The following is a 25481-nucleotide window of genomic DNA, read 5'->3' as shown; positions in this document are numbered from 1 at the left end:
CTTACTATATATTCCCCAATATCTTCATAAAAATTTATTTCTATTCCAACAAAGAAAGGGATTTTCTATATGACTTATAAAATGATTGTTTTAGATTTAGATGATACTTTATTACGCGACGACCATACAATTTCCCCTCGTACGAAAGAGGCTTTAATGACAGCACAAGAGCAAGGAGTTAAAGTTGTACTTGCTTCTGGGCGCCCAACGTTTGGTATGCGCAATGTTGCAAAAGAACTTCGTTTAGAGGAATACGGTAGCTTCATTCTATCTTTTAACGGCGCAAAAATTATTAACTGTAAAACAAATGAAGAAATCTTCAGTAGCACGCTATCTCCTGAAATCGTTCACAACCTATTTGAAATTAGTAAAACTGAAGATGTATGGATTCATACTTATATTGGCGATGATATCGTAACAGAAGAAAATAATCCTTATACTAAAATTGAGGGCGAAATTACTGGCATGCCGATTATTGAAGTAGATGATTTTAAAACTGCTGTTAAAGAACCTGTAGTAAAAGTATTAATGAATAAAGAAGCTGAACGCCTTGTTGAAGTAGAAAAGAAACTACAAAAACAACTAGAAGGTCAATTAAGCGTTATGCGCTCTAAACCATTCTTCTTAGAATTTACTGAACATGGTGTTACGAAAGGAACGAGCTTAAACCAATTAATCCAAAAACTTGGTATTAAGCGCGAAGAAGTTATCGCAATGGGCGATAGCTATAACGATCAAGCGATGATTGAATTTGCTGGTCTTGGCGTTGCGATGGGCAATGCACCAGATGATATTAAAGAAATTGCAAACTATGTAACAGATACAAATATGAACGATGGCGTTGCAAAAGTTGTAGAGAAATTCGTTTTAAAAACGGAAGTACTTGTTTAATATTTTCATTCATAAAACCTATTTGAAGTCAAACACTTCAAATAGGTTTTTATTTAAATTACAACGCTTTTGTGACTATATTTTGAACTTTGCACTATTCTCGTAGTGTAAACTTTCTTTTTGTATATAATGAAACAAAATAGACTATTTCATTTTGAAAAAGAATACAAATTTACTATATACAAGCATACATTAAAGGAGGCTACTTCATGTTATCTACACCAATCGGAAGATTAAGAGCAATCGGCTTAATTGAGGGGATTTCTTTCCTATTACTATTATTTGTAGCAATGCCATTAAAATATTTTGCAGGGTTTGCAACAGCTGTTAAAATTACAGGCATGGCTCATGGCGTTTTATTTATTCTATTCATCTTTGCAGTAATTCAAGTAACAATCGTACACCGTAAATCAATTTTATGGGCACTTGGGGCATTCGTTTCATCAGTTATCCCATTCGGTACTTTTGTACTAGATGCAAAACTAAAGAACGAACAACAATAATAAAAAGGTAGTTAACAACTGTTAACTACCTTTTCTATTTATAAATTTGGAATTTCCCAATCAATTTCTCTTTCGCCCATATTAGCTAAAATCGTATTTACTTTAGAGTACGGCTTACTTCCAAAGAAACCTCGTCTTGCTGATAATGGACTTGGATGTACGGACTCGATAATATAATGATTCGTATTCGTAATTAACTTTTTCTTCGCCTGAGCATGGCGTCCCCATAATATGAAAATAACTGGCTTTTCACGTTCATTTAATAGCTCAATTACGCGATCTGTGAAATGCTCCCATCCTTTTCCTTTATGAGAATTTGCTTCACCTTGACGAACCGTTAATACAGTATTTAATAATAAAACTCCTTGCTCCGCCCACTTTACTAAATAACCGTTATTCGGAATTTCATAACCATATTCATCTCGAAGTTCTTTATACATATTTAGCAATGATGGCGGCGTTTTAATATCAGGTTGTACCGAAAAGCTTAAACCATGCGCTTGATTCGGTCCATGATATGGGTCTTGTCCTAAAATAACGACCTTTGTATTTTCATAACTTGTATACTGAAGAGCGTTAAAAATATCTTCTACCTTTGGATAAATCACATGCTCCTCATACTCTTCTTTTAAAAAGTTAGCTAAATTTTGATAGTATTCTTTCTCAAATTCTGGCCCCAGTAATGGTCCCCAATCATTCTGCAAAATGTTTTCCATGCCTTCACTTCCTATCCAATTAATTCACCATATCCTGCCTTGTAAATACTACAAACGAAATGATAAGAGATACTACTGCCCAAACCGTTAAATTTATTAAAGAAAATCCCATTGATAATCCTTGTAATGCAGGCAGTTTTCCTGATAAATAATCCGTTAGCGATAAGTTGACACTAAAAATGTATTTCGCACCTTCCCAAGACGTTGCGAATGAACTTAAAATGCCGCCTGCGATTAACGCAGCTAACATAACGCCCATACCAGCTGGTGTATTTCGAATTAAAACAGAAACCATAAATGATATAGTTCCAACAACGATAGCAACAAACCAAGCTAGTCCGTACGCCATTAAAATGTATTGCCACTGCGGAATAAGGTGTACAAAGTTTGTATTTAACGTTTCCTTATCAATGACGAATCCTGTTAACACAGGTAAATTCCATCCAGAGTATCCAAATACAAGCCCTGATAATGCGTAAGCAAACAAACCGACAAGAAGCAATATGAGCGAAATGAAAAATAACATCGTCACATATTTACTAAGGAGTATTTTCCAGCGCCTAATTGGCCTCGTCAGAAGCATTTTCATCGTACCATCGCTTCGTTCTCCTGAAACAATATCAATGGCGACAATCATAACGAGCAATGGAATAAATAACGTTATTCCTTGTTCAATAAACGCCCTCACAAATGTCGGTGCTCCTGGCGCAGTCGGATTAATATTATGATCTAAATAATATTGTTGTTGTTCCACTCTTACTTTTAACCAATCCCGCCATTCTTCTGGCAATCTAGAATTGTTCAAGCGGTTTTGTGAATCAACAATTTGTTGCTGTAATGATACTTTCCAATCGGTCGTACCAAGCCTTTTTTGCGTCGTTTCTATTTCACGATACTGAGCATACACAAAAAGTGGAATCAAGATTGCTAAAATAAGCATGACAACAACAATTCGTTTCTTACGATAAATCTTTTCTGATTCATTTAAAACTAGATTCGCAAATTCACGCATGTTGCTCACCCCTTGTGAGTTCAATAAATAAATCTTCTAGCGTAAATACAAGCTCTTTGACGCTATGTACATCTATCCCGTTTTCTACAAAATGCTTATTCCAAACATTAATAGACGCAACATCCATACGACATAATAAACGCTCATCTTCTACACTAACTTCCTCTATCTCTTCAGCAGCGTCTAACATGTCTTTCGCTTTGGAAATCGGTGTAACGACCCATTCCACACGATCACTCGCTGTTTTGATCAACTCTTCAATTGGTGCAACTGTTATCATTTTTCCTTTATGAATAATAGCAACACGGTCGCATATCAGTTGCACTTCACTTAGCAAGTGACTCGAAATAAATACACTCATATTTTCTTCTTTTACAAGCTTATGTATAAATTCCCTAAGTTCTCTAATCCCAGCTGGATCTAAACCATTCGTCGGTTCATCTAATATGAGCAATTTCGGGTTTCCAAGTAGCGCCTGTGCAATTCCAAGGCGCTGCTTCATACCAAGGGAATATGTTTTTACCTTATCGTGAATACGCTCATCTAAATGAACCATTTTTGCAATTTCAATAATACGTTCATCTGATATATCACCAAGCATGCGCGCAAATTGCTTTAAGTTTTCCCATCCCGTTAAATATGTATAAAGCTCTGGGTTTTCAACTATACTTCCAATTTGACGCATCGCTTCTCTGAAATTTCCCTTAATAGAATAACCACCGATAGAAATAGTACCTTCTGTCGCTTTAATCAGTCCGACTAACATTCGAATTGTTGTCGTTTTCCCGGCTCCGTTCGGCCCTAAAAAGCCAAACACTTCTCCTTGTTTTACATCAAATGAAATGTCCTCTACAAGCGTCTTCTTTCCAATTACCTTCTTCAAGTCTCGTACAGAAAGTATTGTCGTCATTTTATCCCTCCTTGCTCTAGTTTTAATTTGCTTACGACGTTTTGGACTAATCGCTCTGCCATATATGTGTAGCCTACTTCATTCGGATGAAAATGATCGGAGTATAATAAATCTTTTCCACGATTTTGGAATAAATCAAATGTCGGTGTAATATATACATTTTTATCATTTAATGCTAACTTCTCTAAAGAAGCATTCCAATCCACAACAATATTTGATGAACCTCTTAAATCTTCTACATCCTCAAAAGGATTGTATAAACCTAGCCAAAAAATAGGACTATCTGTGTTTAATTTACGAATTTCTTCTATAATTTTCTTCGCTTCATTTTGAAACGTTTCCGTATCAGGACGATACGTCTCTAAATCTATCTTTCCGAGCGATTCCCATCCTGGGAATAAATCATTTCCTCCAATTGTTAAAACAATTACATCTGCTTGCTTAATTGAATATTGAGCTCCGCTGCTTTCGATTTGTTTTAATAAATCAGGCATTTTCGCACCACTAACTGCCAAATTGCTTAGTGCAACTTTTTGTTTATAATCTTTTTGTAAATTCTCTTTCATTCGTCCAATATAGCCAATTCCTTCTTTATCACCAACGCCGCGCGTTAACGAATCACCTAAACTAACTACTTGTAACGTTCCCGTTTTCTTTTTCTCTTTTGCCACTACGTCAGTCTTCGTAATTAATTTTGAAGCTTTCGGATTTAATACATCATTTACACCCGAAACAAAACCGTATGCAAATAAACAGAAAGACGCAATTGTAATGAGTAGAATTACTTTTACTAATTTTGATCTCATATCAAAACCCCTTTTAGCCCCTATAGATTGTCCATAATTATACCAAACGAATTTTCGAAAAGCGATTTTCACACCTTCTCTATTATGTCGTTTCCCTATCTACCAAATCTGGTAATAACTCTACATGTTTCACATCTATTTCCTCATCATTAATCTTTTCATATAATAATTCAAATGCCTTTACACCAACATTTTTACTAGAATGCGAAATCGTCGTAATACCTAATATATTTGCCACCTCTTGATCATCACATCCGATAATCGTAATATCCTCTGGGATACGAATTCCTTGTTTTTTCGCCTCCGTTACCATTCCTGCAGCAATATGATTGCAAGATACAAGAAAAGCCGTCGGTTTTACAGACATACGAGCCCATTCCCTGACTACATTGCGCCCATCTTCCACCGTAAAACAGCCCTTAAACTTCCAGGCATCTAAAGGTGTTACAACAATCTGTTGAAGTGAATCCTCATACGCCTTTTTTCGCCTCTGGCTATTAATACTATTACTTCTTCCAATGCAATATCCGATACGTGTATGACCAGCATCTATTAAGCTTTTCATCCCGCGCAAAAATACTTTGTAGTAATCAATATGTACACTCGAAATGAAATTCGAATCTATTTCTTCACACATCACAATTGGACCAAACTTCGTATACTCTTCAAGTTTTTCCTTACTATTTGTCCGTGAACATATAATTACTCCATCAAGCTTTTTCATTTTTAACATATGTAAAATTTCAAGCTCTTTTTCTTCGCTATAATTTGTCTGGCAAAGCATCATATTATAATTGTTCTTTGCGGTTTCCTTTGATATCCCCCCAATAATGGCACTGTAATATTGATCATTTACGTGCGGCAATAAAACGCCAATTACATTCGTTTTTCCTTTCACTAAATGAATCGCATTCACATTTTGCGTATAATTTAATTCTTCAATAATCGCTAAAATCTCTTTTCGTTTCTGTTCATTCACATACGGATGATTATTGAGTACACGTGAAACAGTTGAAACAGATACCCCAGCAAGTTCAGCAATCTTTCTTATATTAGTCATCTCATTCTCCCCTTCCCCTCAAAAATTCTCGCTTGACCTGGTAAGCTTTCCACAGTATATCCTTTCTTAGCAAATACATTTTGAAAGGATATACAACTATGCTTCGATTCAAACTAGAATATATATTTTTCATTGGCGGTTTACTCATTCTCGCCATCGGTATTAATATGATGACGACAATTACTTCCTTTGGACTTAGCCCTTATGATTCCTTCTTTATTGCACTATATCAAAATTTTGGGATAAGTATTGGTTTTTGGATTTTCATGATTAACTTTGTTTTTACCCTGATCGTACTCTTTTGGGACAAAAAACAAATTACAATCGGCACAATTGTAACGATGATTCTTATTTCTCTTTTTGTTGATTGGGTTGGTTCTATTACGACCATTATGGACATTATCCGCTCTCTTCCAAAATATATAACACTTATTTGCGGAAACCTATTCGTCGGAGCCGGAATTGGTCTTTACGTCTCTACTAACCTTTGTGCAGCACCTCAAGAGGCTTTCGTTTTAACTGTTGCTGAGAAAAAGAAATGGACATTTAGAAGAACAGAAATTTCATTAGCTTTTTTATTTTTAACATTAAGCTTCTTATTAGATGGGCCAATCTATTTTGGAACAATTATCTTATCCTTTACAACAGGTTGGATTATTCAAGCTTTTATTCAAGTTGGTACGCAGATTTTAAATAGAAAAAAACCTATTAAGCAAGCCGCTTAATAGGTTTTTTCGTTTTATTAGAAGAGATACTACTTAGCATCTCCTTCAATTCGATAATTTGCTTTCACACAATCTATTTCTTCATACGATTGCAATGTATGTAGAATGTACTCATAATCCGCAAGAGAAGCACGATGCGTTACAATTACTATTTCTGCTTTCCCTTTCTCTTCAAGTGGCATTTGAATAATCTTTTCAAAACTAACACCGCGCTCAGAGAACAATGATGTAATTTTTGCAAACACACCAATTTCGTCTTTCACATGAAGTCTTAAAAACTTTTTCACAATAATTTCATCTGGCTCTTTTAGTACCTTTTGATATTGCGGAACTACAGCACTATTTCCTGTTACACCTAACCTAATATTTTGCATTACAGCAACTAGATCAGAAACAACAGCTGTCGCTGTCGGTAAGCTTCCTGCTCCCGGACCATAAAACATCGTTTCTCCTACCGCTTCACCATACACATACACAGCATTATATTCATTTTGCACTGCCGCAAGAGGGTGTGCATTTGGAAGTAGCGTTGGCTCAACTGTAACCTCTAATTTCTCGCCATCTCGCTTTGCAAGACCAATTAATTTAATTGTATAGCCTAAGCTCTTACTATATTCAATATCTTCTGCTGTAATAGAAGTAATCCCTTTTACCTTCACATCTCCAAGCTCTACATTTGTAGAGAAACCGAGAGTAGCCAAAATCGTCATTTTTCTTGCTGCATCCAAACCTTCTACGTCTGATGTTGGATCTGCTTCTGCAAATCCAAGCTGCTGAGCTTCTTTTAACACGTCGTTATATGCTCTCCCTTCGTCTGACATTTTCGTCAAAATAAAATTTGTCGTTCCATTTACAATTCCCATTACTTTCGTAATAAGATCTGAGGAAAGTCCTTCTACGATGCTTCGTAAAATTGGAATCCCTCCAGCTACACTTGCTTCGTAAAATAAATCAGCCTGATTATCTTTTGCTACCGCTAAGAGTTCCGCTCCGTGTAACGCCATTAAATCTTTATTTGCAGTCACAACGTGCTTCCCGCTTTTTAAAGCTTGTAAAATATATGCTTTTGCATCATCAATGCCGCCCATTACTTCAATGACAACATCAATATTAGGATTATCTAAAATTTCATTCACATCTTGTGTTAATAGAGTAGAAGGCACGTCTACTTCTCTCTCTTTCTCAATGTTTTGCACCAATACTTTCGTTACTTTCACTGGACAACCTACTTGGTGTATAAGTCGTTCTTGATGATCTGTAATAATACGAACTACACCACTACCAACTGTCCCAAGACCTAATAACCCCACTTGAATGTCTTTCATAATACTGTCCACCCCTCAAAAATTGTGTTTAGATGCCATTATATAGACAAAAAATCTGAAAAACAATGTAATTTGAATATTAAGAAAAATAAAGGTTAATCTTTACAAATAAAACGCTACCACGTGTTATACAATCATTATTTACAATATATAAGGGGTTTCTTGATACACATAATAATTCAGCCAATTAGAGAATAATAAATTCCCATGACTCCTCCACCTAACAATCGGCTTCTCATTTGGATTATTATGTTTAAAATAATTTTTTGGCACATCAATATTTAACCCTCTTTGGCAGTCCCGTTCGTATTCTTGCTTTAACGTATCACAACTGTATTCACTATGTCCGAGTGCGAAAACTTGCCTTCCCTCTTGCCCAATAGCAAGATGAACACCTGCTTCTTCAGAATTGGCTAATAACGTTAATTCTTTCACCTTTTCAATATCACTCTCTCTTACTTCTGTATGACGAGAATGCGGAGCAAAAAACACTTCATCAAACCCTTGTAACAATTTCACATGTTGCTCGCGAACCTCATGTTCAAATACACCAAACATTTTTTCCGCAAGAGGATACTTCGGCACACCATAGTGATAATACAAACCTGCTTGTGCCCCCCAGCAAATATGAAGCGTAGATGTTACATTCGTTTTTGAATACTCCATAATACGTCCAAGCTCTTCCCAATAATCTACCTCTTCAAAAGAAAGAGTTTCAACTGGTGCTCCTGTAATAATGAGTCCATCAAATTTTTCATCCTCAATATCACGAAATGTTTTATAGAAGCTCGTTAAATGGTCCTGCGCTACATTGCGAGACAGATGCGATTCCATATGAAGTAAATGCACATCTAATTGCAACGGCGTATTTCCAATTAAACGAAGTAATTGCGCCTCTGTTTCTTGCTTTGTGGGCATTAAATTTAATATAGCAATTTTCAAAGCACGTATATCTTGTGTTACTGCTCGCTCCTTCGTCATTACAAAAATATTTTCCTTCTGCAATACTTTGCGAGCTGGTAAATCTTTATCAATTATGATCGGCATATTGTTTGCCTCCGACTAGCGCCGCTTCTAAATCTGCAATAATATCAGAAACATCTTCTATACCGACCGATAAACGGATTAAATCAGATGTAACGCCAGCTAAACGCTGATTTTCTGCGCTTAATTGTCTGTGCGTCGTACTAGCAGGATGTATTACACAAGTTCTTGCATCTGCTACATGCGTTACAAGAGTTGCAAGCTTTACATTTGCGATAAATTCTTTTGCTGCTTCTAATCCGCCCTTAATACCAAATGTTAAAACTCCACTAGCACCTTTTTTCAAATACTTTTGTGCTAACGAGTAATTTTCATTACTATCTAATCCTGGATAATTCACCCATTCAATGCGATCATGATTAGCAAGCCACTTAGCAACTTCGAGAGCATTTTCACTATGACGCTCCATTCTTAAATGCAATGTTTCCAGGCCAATGTTGCTAATATATGCATTGAATGGGCTCATACAGTTTCCGTAGTCTCTTAATAACTGAACGCGTGCTTTCACAATATACGCTGCTGCTCCAAAATTTTGAACATAGCTTACGCCATGATAACTCGGGTCAGGTTCGACAAGCTCAGGGTATTTTCCATTTATCCAATCGAAGTTCCCTCCATCTATTACAATCCCGCCTAGAGAACTTGCATGGCCATCAATATATTTCGTTGTAGAATGGACAATGATATTTGCCCCATGTTCAAACGCCTGGCATAAATAAGGCGTCGCTAATGTATTATCAACGATAAAAGGTACTTCTAATTCTTTTGCTGCTGCTGAAAGTTCTTTGAAATTCAAAACGTTCATTGCTGGATTTCCTAACGACTCTGCATAAACGAGTTTTGTCTTATCATTAGCAAGTGCCGCAATTTCATCTGCCGTTAAATTAGGATTAAAGAACGTAACATCTATGCCCAGCTTTCGCAAACTCACTCCAAATAAATTAAACGTTCCTCCGTAAACAGTTGAAGAACAAAGCAAATGGTCTCCACTACTGCAAATATTTAAAACCGCAAGCATAATGGCTGCCTGCCCAGAAGCTGTTGCAACAGCCCCTACACCGCCTTCTAAATCTGATAACTTCTGCTCAAATGCAGCTAGAGTAGGATTTCCAATACGCGTATATATATATCCTTCTGCCTCTAAATTAAATAGTGCCGCTAAATCATCTGACGTATCGTATTTATACGTTGTACTTTGATAAAGTGGCAAAACACGCGGTTCACCATTTTTTGGCGTATAGCCACCTTGCACACAAATCGTTCCTTTCCCCCATGATTCTCCCATCTCTCATTCTCCTTTCTTTTATGCAAAATAAAAAACTGCCCCTTCCCTGAAAACAAGAAAGGAGCAGTTTGAAAACACGCTCTAAGGTTCTTTCTTATCTCTCAGGATTATTACCTGCAGGATTTGGCACAATTCCGTTATACGGCTGTTGCCAAGGTTTCATCGGGCCTGTCCCTCCACCTTTTCTTGATAAGACTATGCAATTACCGTTGATTTTATAGCAATAATTTCCTAATGTCAAACAGTTTTTCTGAATGTTCCAAATTAAATGTGAGGAATTTAATATAAACAATAAAAGAAATATATTCCATATTCATTTGAAAAAGACCTTTTAAAAACTCCGATCAATATATAGAATTAAATAAGTGGTTTAACCGCGTTCGTTTCAAATTTTCATGAGATTTCAATATATTGAATAAGCCAAACCCTCAAAAAGATACTATATATATTCAATTCATTTCACACTAGCACATTTAATCCTTTCTACATGAAAACTTACATAACGGAGGTACAACATGACAAATAAAAAGGACATGCACTATATACTCGTCCTATATGGCCTTCTTTTAGGCTCTATAGTAGGAGCCACGGTCTGGTTATTTTTAGTTACAATAAATATCGGAATTCACTTTATTTGGGGATACTTACCTACTATTTTCTCTTCTCCCCCTTATTACACCATTTGTGTAACAATCATCGGTGGTATCCTCGTTGGTTTCACACAAAAATACTTCGGTACATATCCACGTCTTATGCCGGAAGTGATGGTTGAATATAAAAAAACAGGTAGAATTGAATACCGTTTTGTACATAAAGCTACTTTAACTGCGATTATCGTTTTAATATTTGGAGCTAGTTTAGGACCAGAAGCTGCACTTGTTGGAATTATCGGTGGACTTTGTACATGGGTAGGAGATCGCTTTAATTTTGCTTTAAAGGGAATGAATGAACTAACAGAGGTTGGAATTGGTGCTACTTTAAGTGTAATTTTTAATGCACCATTATTCGGTTACTTAGCTCCGAATGAAAATGAGGGTGAACAAATTAACGAATTTTCTAAAGGAAAAAAAGCAATTGTATATTTAGCTACCACTTTTGCCGGTTTTTCCGTTTACTTATTACTTAGTAAACTCGATAATCGTGGATCCTTTATTGTTGATTTCGGGGAAGGGTCTCTTGCTCTTAATGAATGGGTCGCCTTTCTACCACTTGCTAGCATTGGTGCTATAGTTGGTTTCTTTTATTTCAAATTAGAATTCGCATTAGAGAAATTAATCCACCCCTTCAGGGAATACAAAGTATCACTTGGAATTATAGGCGGTATTTTATTAGGAGTTACAGGAACTTTTCTCCCGTACACGTTATTTTCAGGGGAACATCAATTAAAAGATTTAGTCGTTGAATGGAGCCATTTATCCTTCTGGGTACTACTTCTTTCAGGAGTTTTAAAATTATGTATTACTGCCGTTTGTTTAAATACTGGTTGGCGCGGCGGACATATTTTCCCAATTATATTTGCTGGATCAAGTATCGGATACGCTATAGCTTCTATTCTACCTATAGATCCAATAGCTTCTGTAGCCATCGTCACGACAGCTATTTCAAGCTATGCATTAAGAAAACCAATAGCTATAACATTACTATTACTCATGTTTTTCCCGCTCAATTTATTATTACCGATGCTCGGGGCTGCGGCAATTGGCAATGCATTTCCGCTTCCTAAACATAACGAAACTACAAATTAATAAAAATAGGCAGTCGGGACAAAAGTTCCACTGCCTATTTTTGTTACACAAGCTGCTTTAATAGTGCGTATAATTCTTCAAAATTATGCACTTCATATGTTGGCATAATCTCGCTATCATTTGATTTCTTTTCTGGATTAAACCAACAAGTATCAATTCCTGCTACATATCCACCTTTAATATCGGCGCTTAACGAATCACCAATAATAAGCCCTTCTTCAAAAGCGAAGTTAGGAATACGTTCAAAAACATAATCAAAATACTCTTTCATCGGCTTTTGGAATCCCGTATCTTCAGAAACAAAAATATCTTTAAACAATGAATGTAATCCTGCATTACGCAAACGTTTATCTTGCGTTTTAGAAATACCGTTTGTCACTATATATAAATCGTACTTACTTTGAATTTGATTTATAAATTCAAACGCACCTTGCATGAGTTGGTTTCCTTCTTCTAAGTAGCTGCGATAATTATTTTCGAATAATATTCCATCTACTTCTTCCCCGTACTCTTTAAACAAAATGGAAAATCGTGTATTTATAATTTCATTTCGCGCTATTTCACCTTTTTCAAAAGAATCCCAAAGGCTTTTATTTATTTTTTTATAACGACCCTCTATTTCATCGGTTAAAAGAAGCCCCTTCTCTTCAAAAAGCATCCGTAAAGCGATTTTCTCAGCCTTTTGAAAATCTAGTAACGTATCATCTACATCAAATAGCAATGTTTTATATTTTTTCATAAACCCCTCACACTCTCTTTTCTACAAAAACAAATTTACATAAATCGTATCATTCTTCCTTGTAAAAATAATAGGAGATATCTCATACTACAAACAGGGGTGAAAATATGAAAATCAGCAAAAATGAGAAAGAAATTTATCAACACATGCAAATTCACCAATTTCATACTCTTTTTTCCTTTAATGTCTTACCATATGTAGAACTGCATTCTTTTCAAAAGAAAGAGATGATCTGTAATGAGGGAATCGACCTCCCTTATCTCTATTACTTAATTTCTGGGAAAGCCAAAATATATATGAGTCACAAAAACGGAAAGGTTTCATTAATTAACTTTATTCAAGCACCTTCGTTCATTGGGGAATTAGGATTAATTGGCGTAGAATCCGTTACGAAAGCGGTTGAGGTAATTGAAGATTGTATTTGCTTAGCGCTTCCCCTTAAAGATTGTCAGCATCTTTTATTGCAAGATGCTACCTTTCTACAGAAACTATGCAAATTTATTGGAGAAAAAACAATTACCCGAACGGAAAATTACGCCAAAAACTATAGTTATCCGTTTGAAAATCGATTAGCTGCGTTTATTCTATTAACGGAACAAAATAATTGCTATACAGAAAAACATACTGAGGCCTCAGAATACTTAAACGTCAGCTATCGCCATCTTTTATATGTATTAAACCAGTTTTGCCAGCAAAACTACTTAAAAAAAGAAGGAAGAACCTATTACATACAAAATCGAATTCAATTAGAGAAACTGGCTGACGAACTTAAAATATAAAAAAAGCAGCATTAACACGTAAATGTTATTGCTGCTTTTTTTCGAGTGACGATTATGTTTTTAATTAAAATTTACTTGCTACTTTAGCCGCTTCTTCAAGACCTGCTGTAATGATTTCTTCTGCTTTATCTGGGAATTGGTTATGTCCTTCAATAACTACTGTTTCCATGTTTGTTGCGCCGAAGAAGCCCATCATGCTTGCTACGTATTTAACAGCCATTTCTACTTCAGCTGCTGGTCCTTCAGAATATACGCCGCCGCGTGCATTTAATAACGCAATCTTCTTATCTCCAATAAGTCCAACTGGACCTTCTGGTGTATATTTAAACGTTTTACCAGCACGGTTTAAATAATCAATATACGTGTGTAATACAGCTGGAATCGTTAAGTTCCATAATGGGAAACCGAAAACTACTTTATCAGCTTCTAGAAATTGATTTAAATACTTATCAGCAACTGCTACCACTTTTTCTTCTTCTTCTGTTAAATCAAATCCTCTACTTGCTTTGAATGTACCATTAATCATATCTACGCCTACATATGGTAATTCTTCTTTATATAAATCAAGTTCTACTACTGTATCATTTGGATGTGCTTCTTTATAGTTTGCTAAAAATGCCTCGTATAATTTCACACTAACTGCTTGTTCCGCTGGGCGGTTGTTTGCTTTTACGAATAAAACTGTTGCCATTATTTCTTCCTCCTACTACTCACTCTTATGTTGTTATATATTACTTACGAAAAAGGGTACTCCCTTGTAATTGTTGTTGCTTACAAATACATTTTATCTTTATATCAAGACAATTACGTCCTCACATAGACGTATTTTTCCATAAAAAAAGTCCACCTTCTAAAGGCGAACTAGGTCTTACGACTTTTGTCTTATACAATTCCATTTTTCACTGCATATAATGCTGCTTGTGTGCGATCGGATAAATGTAACTTACTCAAAATACTACTCATATGAGCTTTTACCGTTTTTTCTGTAATAACTAAAACAGAAGCAATTTCTTTATTACTCATCCCTTTCGCCAATAACTGCAATACTTCATTTTCTCTCGCTGTTAATACATCCACTTGAACGGAAGGTTCTTCTTCTTTCTCTTCCTGTGGTAATGTTTGAGAAAGAAGGGCATTTGCTATATCTGGATGTAATTGAATATTACCTTTATACGCGCTTCGAATAGCTTCAACAAGCTGATCTGGTTCGATATCTTTTAAAATATAACCGCTCGCCCCAGCTTTTAGTGCCGGCAATACATGAGCTTGATCAGAAAAACTAGTCAATACAATTACTTTCACGTTTGGATATTCTTTTTTAATACAAGCTGTTGCCTCAATTCCATCCATCTCAGGCATATATAAATCCATTAATACGACATCTGGACTCGTTTCGCCTACTTTCACTAGCGCCTCTTTCCCATTATTTGCTTCACCAACTAATTCAAAATCTTCCTGTGTGCTTAGAAAAAATGCTAATCCTTTTAAAACAACTGTATGATCATCAACTAACAATACTTTTATTTTCACAAACTTCCCTCATTTTCACATCATAATGGTACATTTACTTTTATACTCGTTCGTTTCTTACTACTTACAATTTTAATTGTTCCACCAACTAATTCTACTCTTTCACGCATCGTAGTCATACCGAGTGATTTCTTCTCTTTTATATCCTTTTCTACAAACCCATTTCCTTGATCGACTATTTCTAATGATACATTTTTCTCCGTCACTTTGAAATAAATCGTCGCTTCTCTTACATTCGCATGCTTACTTACGTTATTTAAAGCTTCTTGTCCAATTCGCCATAGCGCTTCTTCTACTACACGCGGCAAATCACGTACACCTGTAACTTGTTCCCGAATTTTCAATCCTAAACTTTCACCATATTGCTTTAAAGCTGGTAATAACCCTTTCTCTAATCCAGCCGGACGGAGCTGCCAAATTAATGTCCTCATTTCTTTTAAGGCACCTTGTGCTAATTCACGCATCTCATACAAAGACTGATCTACCTTTTCATTTTGACCCTTTAAGACAGCTTCAGCGCCTTTCGTCATAAACGTTAATGAAAACAACTTTTGTGAAACAGAATCATGTAAATCTCTAGCTAAACGATTACGCTCTTCCATTCGTACAAGTTCGCGGCGTTTTTCATTTAATCTTAAGTTCTCTATCATTAATGAAATATGATTTGCTAACGCTTGTACTACATCTATCGTATTTATATCAAATTCTCCATTATTAGAACTTACACTTAATACTCCAAATATATGATCTTGAATATGTATCGGAATAGCGATAACTGCCCTATTGGGATGCTCTATATTCCCAACCTGACGCTTTGACAAGACAGACTCTTCTTTTTCCAACGCTTCCTGTGCTGCTGCCCTCAAATCATCTTGTAGTTCACCTTTCTTATAAGAAGCTCTCACAGCTAGTTCATTTTCTTCTCTAATAAAGAATACAACTTGCTCCCATAGAAATAAGCTCCCTATTTGCATTACAATCTCTTCTGGTAATGCATTAAATTTATGAATTGTCCTTAAAGCTTGAATAAAGCGTTCTAACTTTACATAATAATGAGCCCTTCTCTTTTCATTTTCATACAGTTTTGTACGCTTTAATGCCGTTCCAATTTGAAAGGCAACTGATTGTAATAGTACTAATTCTTCTTCCGAAAAATGCGTTTTACCTGGGCTAGCTACATTTAACACGCCAAATTCATCTTCTCCCGCTTTTAGCGGTACTGTCGCATGATGTACAATCCCTTCTGTATCTCCCCAGTTGTATTCAATCGCATTATTAATTCTCTTACATTCAATAATATTAACTGCTCGCTCTAGTTTTCCTTCCACAAAGCGGTGTAAGCACCAGCAATTCCCCTCACACATCGGTCTTTTATTTTCGAATTTCAATCCCTCTGGTAATTGGTAATCAATTAATTTTGTATATCTACCATTTTCATCCGCAAGGAAAATCCATCCTGTCGTTAAACCAGTTACATTCAACAGCTTTTCCAGCACAGCTTGAAGTACGTGATATGTATCATTTGAGGTATTCAACGTTTCTGCAATCTCTTTTAATATAACTAATTCATTTGTACGATTCTCTTGAAACATAATTCGTCTCCTACATACAAGATTTTAAATAGTACTTAACATAAATCATCTACTTTTCACTTTGTACTTATTCGTAACATTGATATAATGGTGAAAACATAGTTTTCATTATATCACTTGAGGGGGCTTTCATAATGACATTGAATAAGGCACTTACTATCGCTGGTTCTGACACAAGTGGCGGTGCTGGTATACAAGCAGATTTAAAAACATTCCAAGAACTTGGTGTATACGGAATGGCATCTCTTACGACAATCGTAACGATGGATCCACATAACGGTTGGGCACATAACGTATTCCCAATCCCAGCTTCTACATTAAAACCACAATTAGAAACGACAATTGAAGGCGTTGGCGTAGATGCTTTAAAAACGGGTATGCTTGGATCAGTAGAAATTATCGAAATGGTTGCGGAAACAATTGAAAAGCACAATTTCGAAAATGTAGTAGTTGATCCTGTTATGGTATGTAAAGGAGCGGATGAAGCGTTACATCCTGAAACAAATGACTGCTTACGTGACGTTCTTGTTCCAAAGGCATTAGTCGTAACGCCAAACTTATTTGAAGCATATCAATTAAGTGGTGTGAAAATTAATTCTCTTGAGGACATGAAAGAAGCTGCAAAAAAAATCCATGCTTTAGGTGCTAAATACGTACTGATTAAAGGTGGTAGCAAACTAGGCACAGAAACTGCTATTGATGTGTTATATGACGGCGAAACATTCGATCTTCTAGAATCAGAAAAGATTGATACGACAAATACACACGGTGCAGGTTGTACATATTCTGCTGCAATTACAGCAGAACTTGCAAAAGGAAAAACGGTGAAAGAAGCAGTAAAAACTGCGAAAGAATTCATCACAGCTGCAATTCGTCATTCATTTAAGATTAACGAATATGTAGGACCAACACATCACGGTGCATACCGCAAATTCGTTGCACCGAAAGAACTTGTCTAACATAACGCTTTTTATTAATAAATTTAAAAATAGATTAAAACCCACAGAACATTTATTGTTCTGTGGGTTTTAATTACTTTACAGAAATCTTTTAAAGTACTCCCCGAATTCCTATGATGCTGAACTAACCTTGTTTCTACCATTTCTTTTTGAATAATATAACGCATCATCCGCTGATTGAATAAATTGCTCAGGTGATTTTTTATATTCTGAAAGCCCAACAGAAACTGTAATTTTAATTTTTTCCCCATTTAGCAGTTGAAATGAATGCTTTTCAACTGCTAGTCGAATTTGTTCCCCTATACGAGTTCCAAATGCTACTCTCTTTTTTGGTAACAACAGAGCAAACTCTTCGCCACCCTTTCGAAAGACTAAATTTGGGAATGGTGCATTCTCTAACAAAATACGCCCTAGTTGTTTTAACACTTCATCTCCAGCAGGATGACCGTACGTATCATTTACATACTTAAAGTGATCAATATCGATAAGTAATAAACAAAGTGAATCATTTTTCATATGCTTACTATCAATATGACGATTCATCTCGAAATCAAACTGTCTTACATTTCCTAGATTCGTTAATGCATCTATCGTTGCATAATGCTTCATCGTTTGAAATAATTCATTGGATTGCAATACGTAACTTGCACTTACAAATGTGATGTATGCCGCTACAATACAACAAATTAAATATAATACCACTACATATATATCCTTAAATAAAATATAAAGTGGTAGTATTAAAATAGACAAACTGTACACATTAAACCATATCCATTTTGTAAATATAGAAATCTTCATCCGCCAAATGAGAGTAATGCCAATCCCTATTGCCACGATAGTATAGCAGGCCAATTCAGAGGCTAAAGAATATTCAGTAAAAAATACCCGTGTTATTAAAGTGATCATAACTGTTATACTACTAGCTATCGGGCCACCGATTATAATCGCCAAAACAACAGCTAAATAACGTAAATCCAACATAATATCTTCAATATGCACACCAAAATGCATCAATAATATACTTAATATTCCAGTTAAAATACCGACCAAACATTTCTGCCAAAAAGAGAATCCTTCTTTTAATGGCTTATCTCTTAAAAGCTGAGCACCTACAAAGATAAAGGACAGAATGATTGTCATATTTACAAATAGATCTCTAAACATAAAATAATCTCCCTACTTTTTCTTTTCCATCTATCCCTTTCTATATGTTATTGTATTACGAAATCCCTATAATTCCCAAACTTTTTTATTTTATTGTTCCACGTGGAACAGCAAAATAAAAAAGGAGACGAAATTTCGTCTCCTCCATTAACAACATCGCGATATCTTTCCTCCTTTTGCATTAAATCTAGCTTCTTGTGCCTCAGCAAAAAATTGCTTTTGACATAGAATTTTCTCTTCTGGATGATTTATTTTCATGTGATTTACATACGTTTCATAACTTGGAACTCCGACAAGTAAACTAATAAATTGCTTTCTCTTTCCCCATACGTTCCGTAAATTTTTAAGCATAGTTCCTCGACTCACTTTCATCTTTTGGAATATATGGTGCCTCTTTTAACGGCATTGGCTTATTTCTTAATACTTGAATCCAAATTCGAAGTGCAGAAATTAATACGGCAATTACAACTATCATAAAAATTCCACAAAGTGCCGCATCAATATAGTCATTAAAAATAATTTGTTTCATTTGTGCAACATTTTTAGCTGGAGCTAATACCTTACCATCATCTAATGCTCCCTGAAATACTTTCGCATGTGATAGAAATCCTATTTTAGGATTTTCATGAAATAACTTTTGATAACCAGCTGTCATCGTTACAATAAGTAATCCTATAGTCGGAATAAGCGTTACCCAAACGTATGCCTTTTTCCCCATTTTGAATAAAATTGTCGTTCCAAGTAATAATGCAATCCCCGCTAACATTTGATTTGCAATACCGAAAAGTGGCCATAGCGTATTAATTCCACCGAGAGGGTCAACCACCCCTTGATATAAGAAGTACCCCCAGCCTAATACGCATAACGTTGTAGCAACCACATTCGCTATTGTGGAATCTGTTTTCGCAAACGGCTTGTACACATGCCCTAAAATATCTTGAATCATAAATCGTCCTACACGTGTTCCAGCATCAATCGTTGTTAAAATAAATAGTGCTTCAAAAAGAATGGCAAAATGGTACCAAAATGCCATCATCGCCGTTCCACCTATTACTTGTGAAAATATATGTGCCATACCAATTGCTAATGTTGGTGCGCCACCTGTACGTGATAAAATGGTCTGTTCTCCGACGTTAACAGCAAGTTCTTTTAATTCATTCGGTGTAATAGCAAATCCCCACGAAGAAATAACTTGAGCCGCTTGTGATACATCTGTTCCGATCAGTGCTGCTGGACTATTAATTGCAAAATAAGTTCCTGGTGTTAATACACAAGCTGCAATCATAGCCATCGCTGCTACAAATGATTCCATTAACATTGCCCCATAACCAATTGGCTGTGCATGACCTTCTTGCTCAATCATTTTCGGCGTCGTACCTGATGAAACGAGAGCGTGGAATCCAGAGACAGCACCGCAAGCTATTGTAATAAATAAGAACGGAAATAAATTCCCGGAGAAGACAGGGCCTGTTCCATCAATAAACTTAGATACTGCCGGCATCTTCAAATCTGGAGCTACAATTAAAATACCAATTGCTAATCCAAGTATCGTTCCTATTTTTAAAAATGTACTTAAATAATCACGTGGTGCAAGGAGCATCCAAACTGGTAATGCCGATGCAATGAATCCATATACGATAAGCATAATAGCAATTGTTTCACCACTAAAAGTAAACATACTTGCAAGTGTTGGATTTTCTGCTACATACTGTCCACCAATAAGCGATAGGACTAGTAGAACAATACCGATTACTGATCCTTCCCCTACTCGCCCTGGTCTAATGTAACGCATGTAAACTCCCATTAAAATAGCAATTGGAATTGTTGCTGCGATTGTAAACATTCCCCATGGGCTTCCAACAAGTGCCTTCACAACTACTAAAGCTAATACTGCTAATAAAATTATCATAATACCTAAAATACCAATCATCGCAATTAATCCTGTAACAGGACCAATTTCATCTTTAATCATTTCTCCTAATGATTTACCATTACGTCTCATTGAAGCAAATAAAATTACAAAATCTTGTACAGCTCCGGCAATAACTACCCCAACAATAATCCAAATAGTCCCAGGTAAATATCCCATCTGCGCCGCCAAAATTGGTCCTACTAAAGGACCTGCCCCTGCAATCGCAGCGAAGTGATGTCCGAATAAAACCCATTTATTTGTTGGAACATAATCCTTCCCATCATTTAACGTATGAGCAGGCGTTTGCCTATTATTATCTAGGCCAAAAACTTTCCTTGCTATAAATCTACTATAAAAGCGATAAGCAATCGCATACACTGATACAGCCGCAACTAATAGCCATACAGCATTAATTGTCTCACCTTGTGATAAAGCTATTACACCAAAAGCAGATGCTCCTACTGCTGCAATAACTCCCCAAAGTAAAATTGATTTCAATGTTTTCACGTACAATCCCCCCATTACTACTTCTTAGAGGAGATTGTACTAAATTTTCTGAATATTTAATTTGAATCCTCCTTATCATGAAGGATTTCTAGGCTATTATGTTAAAATTCTCTCATTACTTGTCATAGCTCAATTTTATTTCGAAGCCGTTTTACATAATTACGGCTTACTGGAATCGGTTGCTCATCGTACCTGTCTAAATGCAAATTATACGTGCCATTATAATAAGGTTTAAGTTCTTGTACATATGACATATTAATTAAATAGCTTTTATGTACACGTAAAAAATCATATGCATTTAGTTTATTTTCTAATTCCTGGAGTGTGTATGTTGAAATATACTGATTATTCGTTGTATAAATTGAAATGGTTTTATTTTCCTTATTTTTACTAATATATACAATATCCTCCGGGAGAATATATCTAATCCCCTCATGGCCTTCTATCGGCAGTTTACGCAGATGACTCTTTGCTTTCTCACCTTGTTCTTTTCCCATTTTATATAAAATGAATTGTAAATCTTCTTCACGAAATGGTCGTAATAAATAATAAAACGCTTGGAAACGAAAAGCTGTAATTGCCTCTTCTATATCCTCACCAATAAAAATAAATTTCGTATAACAATTCACTTCTCGTAACAAACTCGAATATTCAAAACCAGTACCATCCATTAATTGCGAATTTAAAAAAACAAAATCAGGTGTATGTTTTTTCATTATTAGCAAAGATTCTGTTCCAGTTTTCGCTTCAAAACATTCTACATTTCGAATGTTTTCAGTAAAGTTCTCAACTAATTTTCTTCGCTCTTCTGTTTCTTCCATGATAAGTAAGATTTTCATTTATCCAGCCACCTAATTCCTTTGTCCATATGTCTTGTTGTATACATTCGCTTTAGTAAGAAACATTCCCTTTTTCTTACTATACCATTATTTATCTAAAAAAACAGAAAAAAGGAAACCACTTTGGTTCCCCTTTTCTTTTATCCCTATTGGTGCGGGCTAATAATCAGTGGTTGATGGACAAAACACCACTGATTAAGGTTTCTCTTTATACTAATTCCCTCTGTTTCGTTTCTTGACCAAGTATAACTACAGCAAGTGCCCCAATTAAAATTGATCCACAGAAAATCGTAAATATTAGCGATAGTGAAGCTTGTGAAGCAACTAAATACCCTACTAATAGTGGTCCAAGAATACCACCAATACGCCCAAATGCAGCTGCCATTCCTGCACCTGTACCGCGAATAGTTGTTGGATACTGTTCCGGTGTATAAGCGTATAATGCACCCCAAGCACCTAAATTAAAGAAGGATAGTAACATACCCGCCACTATTAATGCTGTTAATGAATCCGCAATTCCGAACACATAAGCACTACATGCTGTACCAATTAAATACGTAACCAATACAAATTTACGACCAAGACGTTCAATAAACCATGCAGCTGTGAAATATCCTGGAAGTTGAGCTAAAGTCATAATGAGTACGTACTGAAAACTTTTTATTAAACTAAAGCCTTTTAGTACCATTACACTAGGTAACCAAAGGAACATTCCATAATAGGAAAAGACCACACAAAACCATAGAATCCATAACATAATTGTTGCTTTACGATATTCTCCAGACCAAACCGATTTTATATTTTCAATAACGGATGGCCTTTTTGCAACCTTTTGGAACCTTGGAGAATCGGGTAAATTCCATCTTAAATATAAAGCATATAACGCTGGAACTGCACTTAATACCATAGCAACTTCCCAACCGTATTTAGGAATAACAAAATATGAGATAAGAGCTGCGATTAACCAACCACCAGCCCAAAAGCTTTCTAATAGTACAACTATTTTTCCACGTTCGTGCGCTTCAACACTTTCTGATACAAGAGTAGATGCAACTGGAAGTTCCCCGCCAAGTCCCATACCAATTAAAAAGCGTAAAACGAGGAACATCGCGAATGTCGTCGTTAAAGCAGTTAAACCACTACCGATAGAAAATAGTAATAATGTAATAATAAAGACTGATTTCCGTCCTATTTTATCTGATAGTATCCCAAAAAGGAGCGCTCCTACTGCCATACCAATTGAATTAACGCTACCTATCCAACCCATTTCTTGAGTACTTAATCCCCAATCTTTTTGGAGTGCTACGATTACAAATGAAAGCATTCCAACATCCATTGCATCAAATAGCCAGCCAAGCCCTGCTATACCAAGTAGCTTTCGCTTCGAAATTTCTTTTACCTTGCTCACAAGAAGTCCTCCTTACACAGGTGTCTTTACACATCATTTTACACGTGTGTATTTCATAAGTAAAATACTTTCTTATAAAAAATTCCCCTTCATCATTCCCAAAAAGTAAAATGTTTATCAAAAATAAACAAATAAAAAAAAGTAGCGATGTTCCGCTACTTTTTTGAACGCATTACTTCTTTTAAAAATTCAGCTAATACTAACTGACGACGCCAACGTGTTGGATTACTACATAATCTGTAAAACCACTCTAAATGAATAGATTGAATCCATTTTGGCGCACGCTTTACCTCTCCAGCCCACACATCTAAACTACCGCCTACTCCAACAGCCATTTTCGTTTCTAAACGATGCTTATTGTTTTGGATAAAGTTTTCTTGTCTTGGAAAGCCAAGTGCAACAAGTAATAGATCTGGTTTTGCCTCTTGAATACGTGAAACAATATTCTCTTCTTCTTCTTGTTTAAAATATCCATCTTGTATCCCCACGATAGATGCAGCCGAATATGTCTTCGTTAAATGATCAGCCGCGGCTTGTACAACATGTGGTTTTGCACCTAATAAGAAAACAGATACTGGTTTATTCTCTTCTGATAACTTCGCAAATAAATTACACATTAAATCAAAACCTGCTACACGTTCTTTTACAGGTGTACCAAGCATACCACTTGCTTTTACAACCCCAATACCATCAGGTGTAATTAAATCGGTATTTAGTAATGTTTTATGGAACTCTTCATCCTTTTTTGCACACATAACAATTTCAGGATTTGCTGTTACTACCTGAAAAGTATGAGTTTGCTCCAATTCTAGTTGTTCCTTTAAATATTGGACCGTTTCATCCATTGTCATTGTAGAGAAAGGAACACCTAGAATATCAACCGTTTGTACTGCCATAATTAACTATCCTCTCTATCATTAAAGGTTTTTTGCTATTAATTGCTTATATGTTTCTTTCGTATCTTCATATAATTTTTGAAGTGAGAAGTTCATAGTAGCATGCTCATAAATATGCTTGCCCATTACTGATAACTCTCCAGTTTTCCACTTATCATACGCCTCTTCTAATGCCGATGCCAATGCTTTTCCATCACCAGTCGGTACAATCCACCCATAAGTTTCATCTGCAATTAACGGTTCGATTTCTCCAGCTCTAGTCACAATTGATGGTACACGTTGATTTGCCGCTTCTAATAAAACTAATGGAAATCCTTCGCTATGGGAAGTTAACAAATTGACATGTGATGAAGCAAATAATTGTTTCACATCTTGACGATGCCCTAAAAATTCAACTTTATCATTAATCCCTTTTTCAGTAGCTAACGCCTTTAGTTCTCTTTCTAACGGCCCGTCACCAACTAATAACACTTTAATTTTCTCCAATTTTGTTTGTTGTAACGCATCGAATAAAACTTCATGTCCTTTAACAGGATGCAAACGCGCTACTTGGATTGCCGTAAACACATCTTCATCAATATTAAACATTTCCTTTTTATTATAGCCATCTGCTTTTTCCTGATCATATTCAATCCCGTTATAGATAACATGCATCTTTTCATTTGAAATACCTAATGCGGCTAAGCTTTTTTTCAACCTATTCGTTACAACAAAAAATAAATCTATATTTTTTAAAGCTTTCAAATTTAATTTAGTAAAAATCCAGCCTTTTAAGCCTTGTTTAGTAAAGTCTTGAAATGGATCACTATGAATTGTCGTAACCCATTTTGCTGCGAATTTCTTCTTCATTAGAGAAACAAAGAAATTCGCCCTAGGACCGTGTGTATGAACTACATCAAATTTTTCTTTATTAATGAATTCACTTATGTTCTTTAAAATGGATAAATCATAGCGAGATTTTTGTGAAAACACATGAACTTTTATTCCTAGCTCTCTTGCTTCTTTCGCAACAATTCCATCTTCAAATACTGCTAATTCTACTTCACCATCCGGAAACTGATCGAGCAGTGAAATAATATGTGTTTTTCCTCCACCATCTTCTGCCCCTGCATTCATATGCAATATCCTCAT

General features: G+C 35.7%; 25 protein-coding genes and 1 riboswitch. Of the genes, 6 read left to right on the top strand and 19 right to left on the bottom strand.

Annotated elements, in window-relative coordinates; all coding sequences use genetic code 11:
* Nucleotides 1-69 precede the first annotated feature (69 nt).
* Together AC1DS7_RS02815 and AC1DS7_RS02810 are read left to right on the top strand one after the other, a co-directional pair.
* Nucleotides 70-891, top strand: a complete 822-nt coding sequence (locus tag AC1DS7_RS02815; RefSeq protein WP_002143917.1) for a Cof-type HAD-IIB family hydrolase — start codon at nt 70-72, stop codon at nt 889-891.
* Nucleotides 892-1100: 209 nt separating this feature from the next.
* Nucleotides 1101-1394: a DUF3817 domain-containing protein gene (locus AC1DS7_RS02810; protein ID WP_000953390.1), complete on the top strand. Its 294-nt coding sequence runs from the start codon at nt 1101-1103 to the stop codon at nt 1392-1394.
* A 38-nt stretch (nt 1395-1432) separates the two neighbouring features.
* On the opposite strand, the gene AC1DS7_RS02805 is transcribed toward AC1DS7_RS02810, so the two are convergent.
* Genes AC1DS7_RS02805 through AC1DS7_RS02785 form a run of 5 tightly spaced genes read right to left on the bottom strand, consistent with a single transcriptional unit; the run spans nt 1433 to nt 5898 of the window.
* Nucleotides 1433-2110 carry a uracil-DNA glycosylase gene (locus AC1DS7_RS02805; RefSeq protein WP_002143918.1) on the bottom strand — a complete coding sequence of 226 codons (678 nt, stop codon included), beginning with the start codon at nt 2108-2110 and terminating at the stop codon, nt 1433-1435.
* Nucleotides 2111-2129: 19 nt separating this feature from the next.
* The gene (locus tag AC1DS7_RS02800; RefSeq protein WP_002089839.1) at nt 2130-3122 is read right to left on the bottom strand and encodes an ABC transporter permease; all 993 of its coding nucleotides are present in this window, start codon (nt 3120-3122) and stop codon (nt 2130-2132) included.
* Entirely contained in the window at nt 3115-4032 is a 918-nt protein-coding gene (locus AC1DS7_RS02795; RefSeq protein WP_002143919.1) for an ABC transporter ATP-binding protein, read from the bottom strand. The genes AC1DS7_RS02800 and AC1DS7_RS02795 overlap by 8 nt, the downstream gene beginning before the upstream one ends.
* The gene (locus AC1DS7_RS02790) at nt 4029-4910 is read right to left on the bottom strand and encodes an SGNH/GDSL hydrolase family protein (RefSeq protein ID WP_002034946.1); all 882 of its coding nucleotides are present in this window, start codon (nt 4908-4910) and stop codon (nt 4029-4031) included. Before AC1DS7_RS02790 ends, AC1DS7_RS02795 begins: the two co-directional genes overlap by 4 nt.
* Before the next feature lie 10 nt (nt 4911-4920).
* Entirely contained in the window at nt 4921-5898 is a 978-nt protein-coding gene (locus tag AC1DS7_RS02785; RefSeq protein WP_002089844.1) for a LacI family DNA-binding transcriptional regulator, read from the bottom strand.
* 98 nt (nt 5899-5996) lie between these two features.
* On the opposite strand from AC1DS7_RS02785, the gene AC1DS7_RS02780 reads away from it, so the two are divergent.
* Nucleotides 5997-6623: a YczE/YyaS/YitT family protein gene (locus AC1DS7_RS02780; RefSeq protein ID WP_002089845.1), complete on the top strand. Its 627-nt coding sequence runs from the start codon at nt 5997-5999 to the stop codon at nt 6621-6623.
* Nucleotides 6624-6652: 29 nt separating this feature from the next.
* Here AC1DS7_RS02780 and AC1DS7_RS02775 read toward each other — a convergent pair whose 3' ends face one another.
* From AC1DS7_RS02775 to AC1DS7_RS02765, 3 genes are all read right to left on the bottom strand, one after another.
* Nucleotides 6653-7948 (bottom strand): homoserine dehydrogenase, encoded by a 1296-nt coding sequence (locus tag AC1DS7_RS02775; protein WP_002034941.1) that lies wholly within the window; start codon nt 7946-7948, stop codon nt 6653-6655.
* 141 nt (nt 7949-8089) lie between these two features.
* Nucleotides 8090-8995, bottom strand: a complete 906-nt coding sequence (gene metA / locus AC1DS7_RS02770; protein WP_012262066.1) for a homoserine O-acetyltransferase MetA — start codon at nt 8993-8995, stop codon at nt 8090-8092.
* Nucleotides 8979-10277 (bottom strand): bifunctional O-acetylhomoserine aminocarboxypropyltransferase/cysteine synthase, encoded by a 1299-nt coding sequence (locus AC1DS7_RS02765; RefSeq protein WP_476998773.1) that lies wholly within the window; start codon nt 10275-10277, stop codon nt 8979-8981. Before AC1DS7_RS02765 ends, metA begins: the two co-directional genes overlap by 17 nt.
* Nucleotides 10278-10368: 91 nt before the next feature.
* A riboswitch (SAM riboswitch) is annotated at nt 10369-10473 on the bottom strand.
* A gap of 319 nt (nt 10474-10792) precedes the next feature.
* Between AC1DS7_RS02765 and AC1DS7_RS02760 the strand changes: the two genes are divergently transcribed.
* Complete coding sequence (locus tag AC1DS7_RS02760) at nt 10793-12022, top strand: chloride channel protein (RefSeq protein WP_476998772.1); 1230 nt, start codon at nt 10793-10795, stop codon at nt 12020-12022.
* 43 nt (nt 12023-12065) lie between these two features.
* Here AC1DS7_RS02760 and AC1DS7_RS02755 read toward each other — a convergent pair whose 3' ends face one another.
* The gene (locus AC1DS7_RS02755; RefSeq protein ID WP_476998771.1) at nt 12066-12761 is read right to left on the bottom strand and encodes a YjjG family noncanonical pyrimidine nucleotidase; all 696 of its coding nucleotides are present in this window, start codon (nt 12759-12761) and stop codon (nt 12066-12068) included.
* A gap of 107 nt (nt 12762-12868) precedes the next feature.
* On the opposite strand from AC1DS7_RS02755, the gene AC1DS7_RS02750 reads away from it, so the two are divergent.
* Nucleotides 12869-13540 (top strand): transcriptional regulator YeiL, encoded by a 672-nt coding sequence (locus tag AC1DS7_RS02750; protein WP_002034954.1) that lies wholly within the window; start codon nt 12869-12871, stop codon nt 13538-13540.
* A gap of 64 nt (nt 13541-13604) precedes the next feature.
* Here AC1DS7_RS02750 and AC1DS7_RS02745 read toward each other — a convergent pair whose 3' ends face one another.
* The 3 genes from AC1DS7_RS02745 to AC1DS7_RS02735 all read right to left on the bottom strand — a co-directional run bounded on the left by AC1DS7_RS02745 (nt 13605) and on the right by AC1DS7_RS02735 (nt 16662).
* Nucleotides 13605-14231: an FMN-dependent NADH-azoreductase gene (locus AC1DS7_RS02745; protein ID WP_002143924.1), complete on the bottom strand. Its 627-nt coding sequence runs from the start codon at nt 14229-14231 to the stop codon at nt 13605-13607.
* A gap of 191 nt (nt 14232-14422) precedes the next feature.
* Nucleotides 14423-15070, bottom strand: a complete 648-nt coding sequence (locus tag AC1DS7_RS02740; protein WP_002016393.1) for a response regulator — start codon at nt 15068-15070, stop codon at nt 14423-14425.
* A gap of 20 nt (nt 15071-15090) precedes the next feature.
* Nucleotides 15091-16662: a GAF domain-containing sensor histidine kinase gene (locus AC1DS7_RS02735; protein ID WP_002016395.1), complete on the bottom strand. Its 1572-nt coding sequence runs from the start codon at nt 16660-16662 to the stop codon at nt 15091-15093.
* A gap of 134 nt (nt 16663-16796) precedes the next feature.
* On the opposite strand from AC1DS7_RS02735, the gene pdxK reads away from it, so the two are divergent.
* Entirely contained in the window at nt 16797-17621 is an 825-nt protein-coding gene (gene pdxK / locus AC1DS7_RS02730) for a pyridoxine/pyridoxal/pyridoxamine kinase (protein ID WP_476998770.1), read from the top strand.
* A gap of 111 nt (nt 17622-17732) precedes the next feature.
* Here pdxK and AC1DS7_RS02725 read toward each other — a convergent pair whose 3' ends face one another.
* The 7 genes from AC1DS7_RS02725 to AC1DS7_RS02695 all read right to left on the bottom strand — a co-directional run bounded on the left by AC1DS7_RS02725 (nt 17733) and on the right by AC1DS7_RS02695 (nt 25481).
* Entirely contained in the window at nt 17733-18788 is a 1056-nt protein-coding gene (locus AC1DS7_RS02725; protein ID WP_012262068.1) for a diguanylate cyclase, read from the bottom strand.
* A gap of 147 nt (nt 18789-18935) precedes the next feature.
* Nucleotides 18936-19139, bottom strand: coding sequence for a YbdD/YjiX family protein (locus AC1DS7_RS02720; protein WP_002130134.1), 204 nt, complete (start codon nt 19137-19139; stop codon nt 18936-18938).
* The gene (gene cstA, locus AC1DS7_RS02715; RefSeq protein ID WP_002089870.1) at nt 19132-21207 is read right to left on the bottom strand and encodes a carbon starvation protein CstA; all 2076 of its coding nucleotides are present in this window, start codon (nt 21205-21207) and stop codon (nt 19132-19134) included. Before cstA ends, AC1DS7_RS02720 begins: the two co-directional genes overlap by 8 nt.
* 122 nt (nt 21208-21329) lie before the next feature.
* Nucleotides 21330-22046, bottom strand: coding sequence for a LytR/AlgR family response regulator transcription factor (locus AC1DS7_RS02710; protein WP_016102329.1), 717 nt, complete (start codon nt 22044-22046; stop codon nt 21330-21332).
* A 208-nt stretch (nt 22047-22254) separates the two neighbouring features.
* The gene (locus AC1DS7_RS02705) at nt 22255-23454 is read right to left on the bottom strand and encodes an MFS transporter (RefSeq protein ID WP_002016404.1); all 1200 of its coding nucleotides are present in this window, start codon (nt 23452-23454) and stop codon (nt 22255-22257) included.
* A gap of 155 nt (nt 23455-23609) precedes the next feature.
* On the bottom strand, nt 23610-24350 hold the full coding sequence (locus AC1DS7_RS02700; RefSeq protein ID WP_002016406.1) for a WecB/TagA/CpsF family glycosyltransferase: 741 nt from the start codon (nt 24348-24350) through the stop codon (nt 23610-23612).
* 21 nt (nt 24351-24371) lie between these two features.
* A complete protein-coding gene (locus AC1DS7_RS02695; RefSeq protein WP_002089874.1) occupies nt 24372-25481 on the bottom strand; it encodes a glycosyltransferase family 4 protein in 1110 nt (369 codons plus the stop codon).

Source organism: Bacillus sp. P4_E1 (assembly GCF_056401715.1).
Note: the sequence above shows the minus strand (reverse complement) of the source record. Positions and strands in the feature narration are given on the sequence as shown.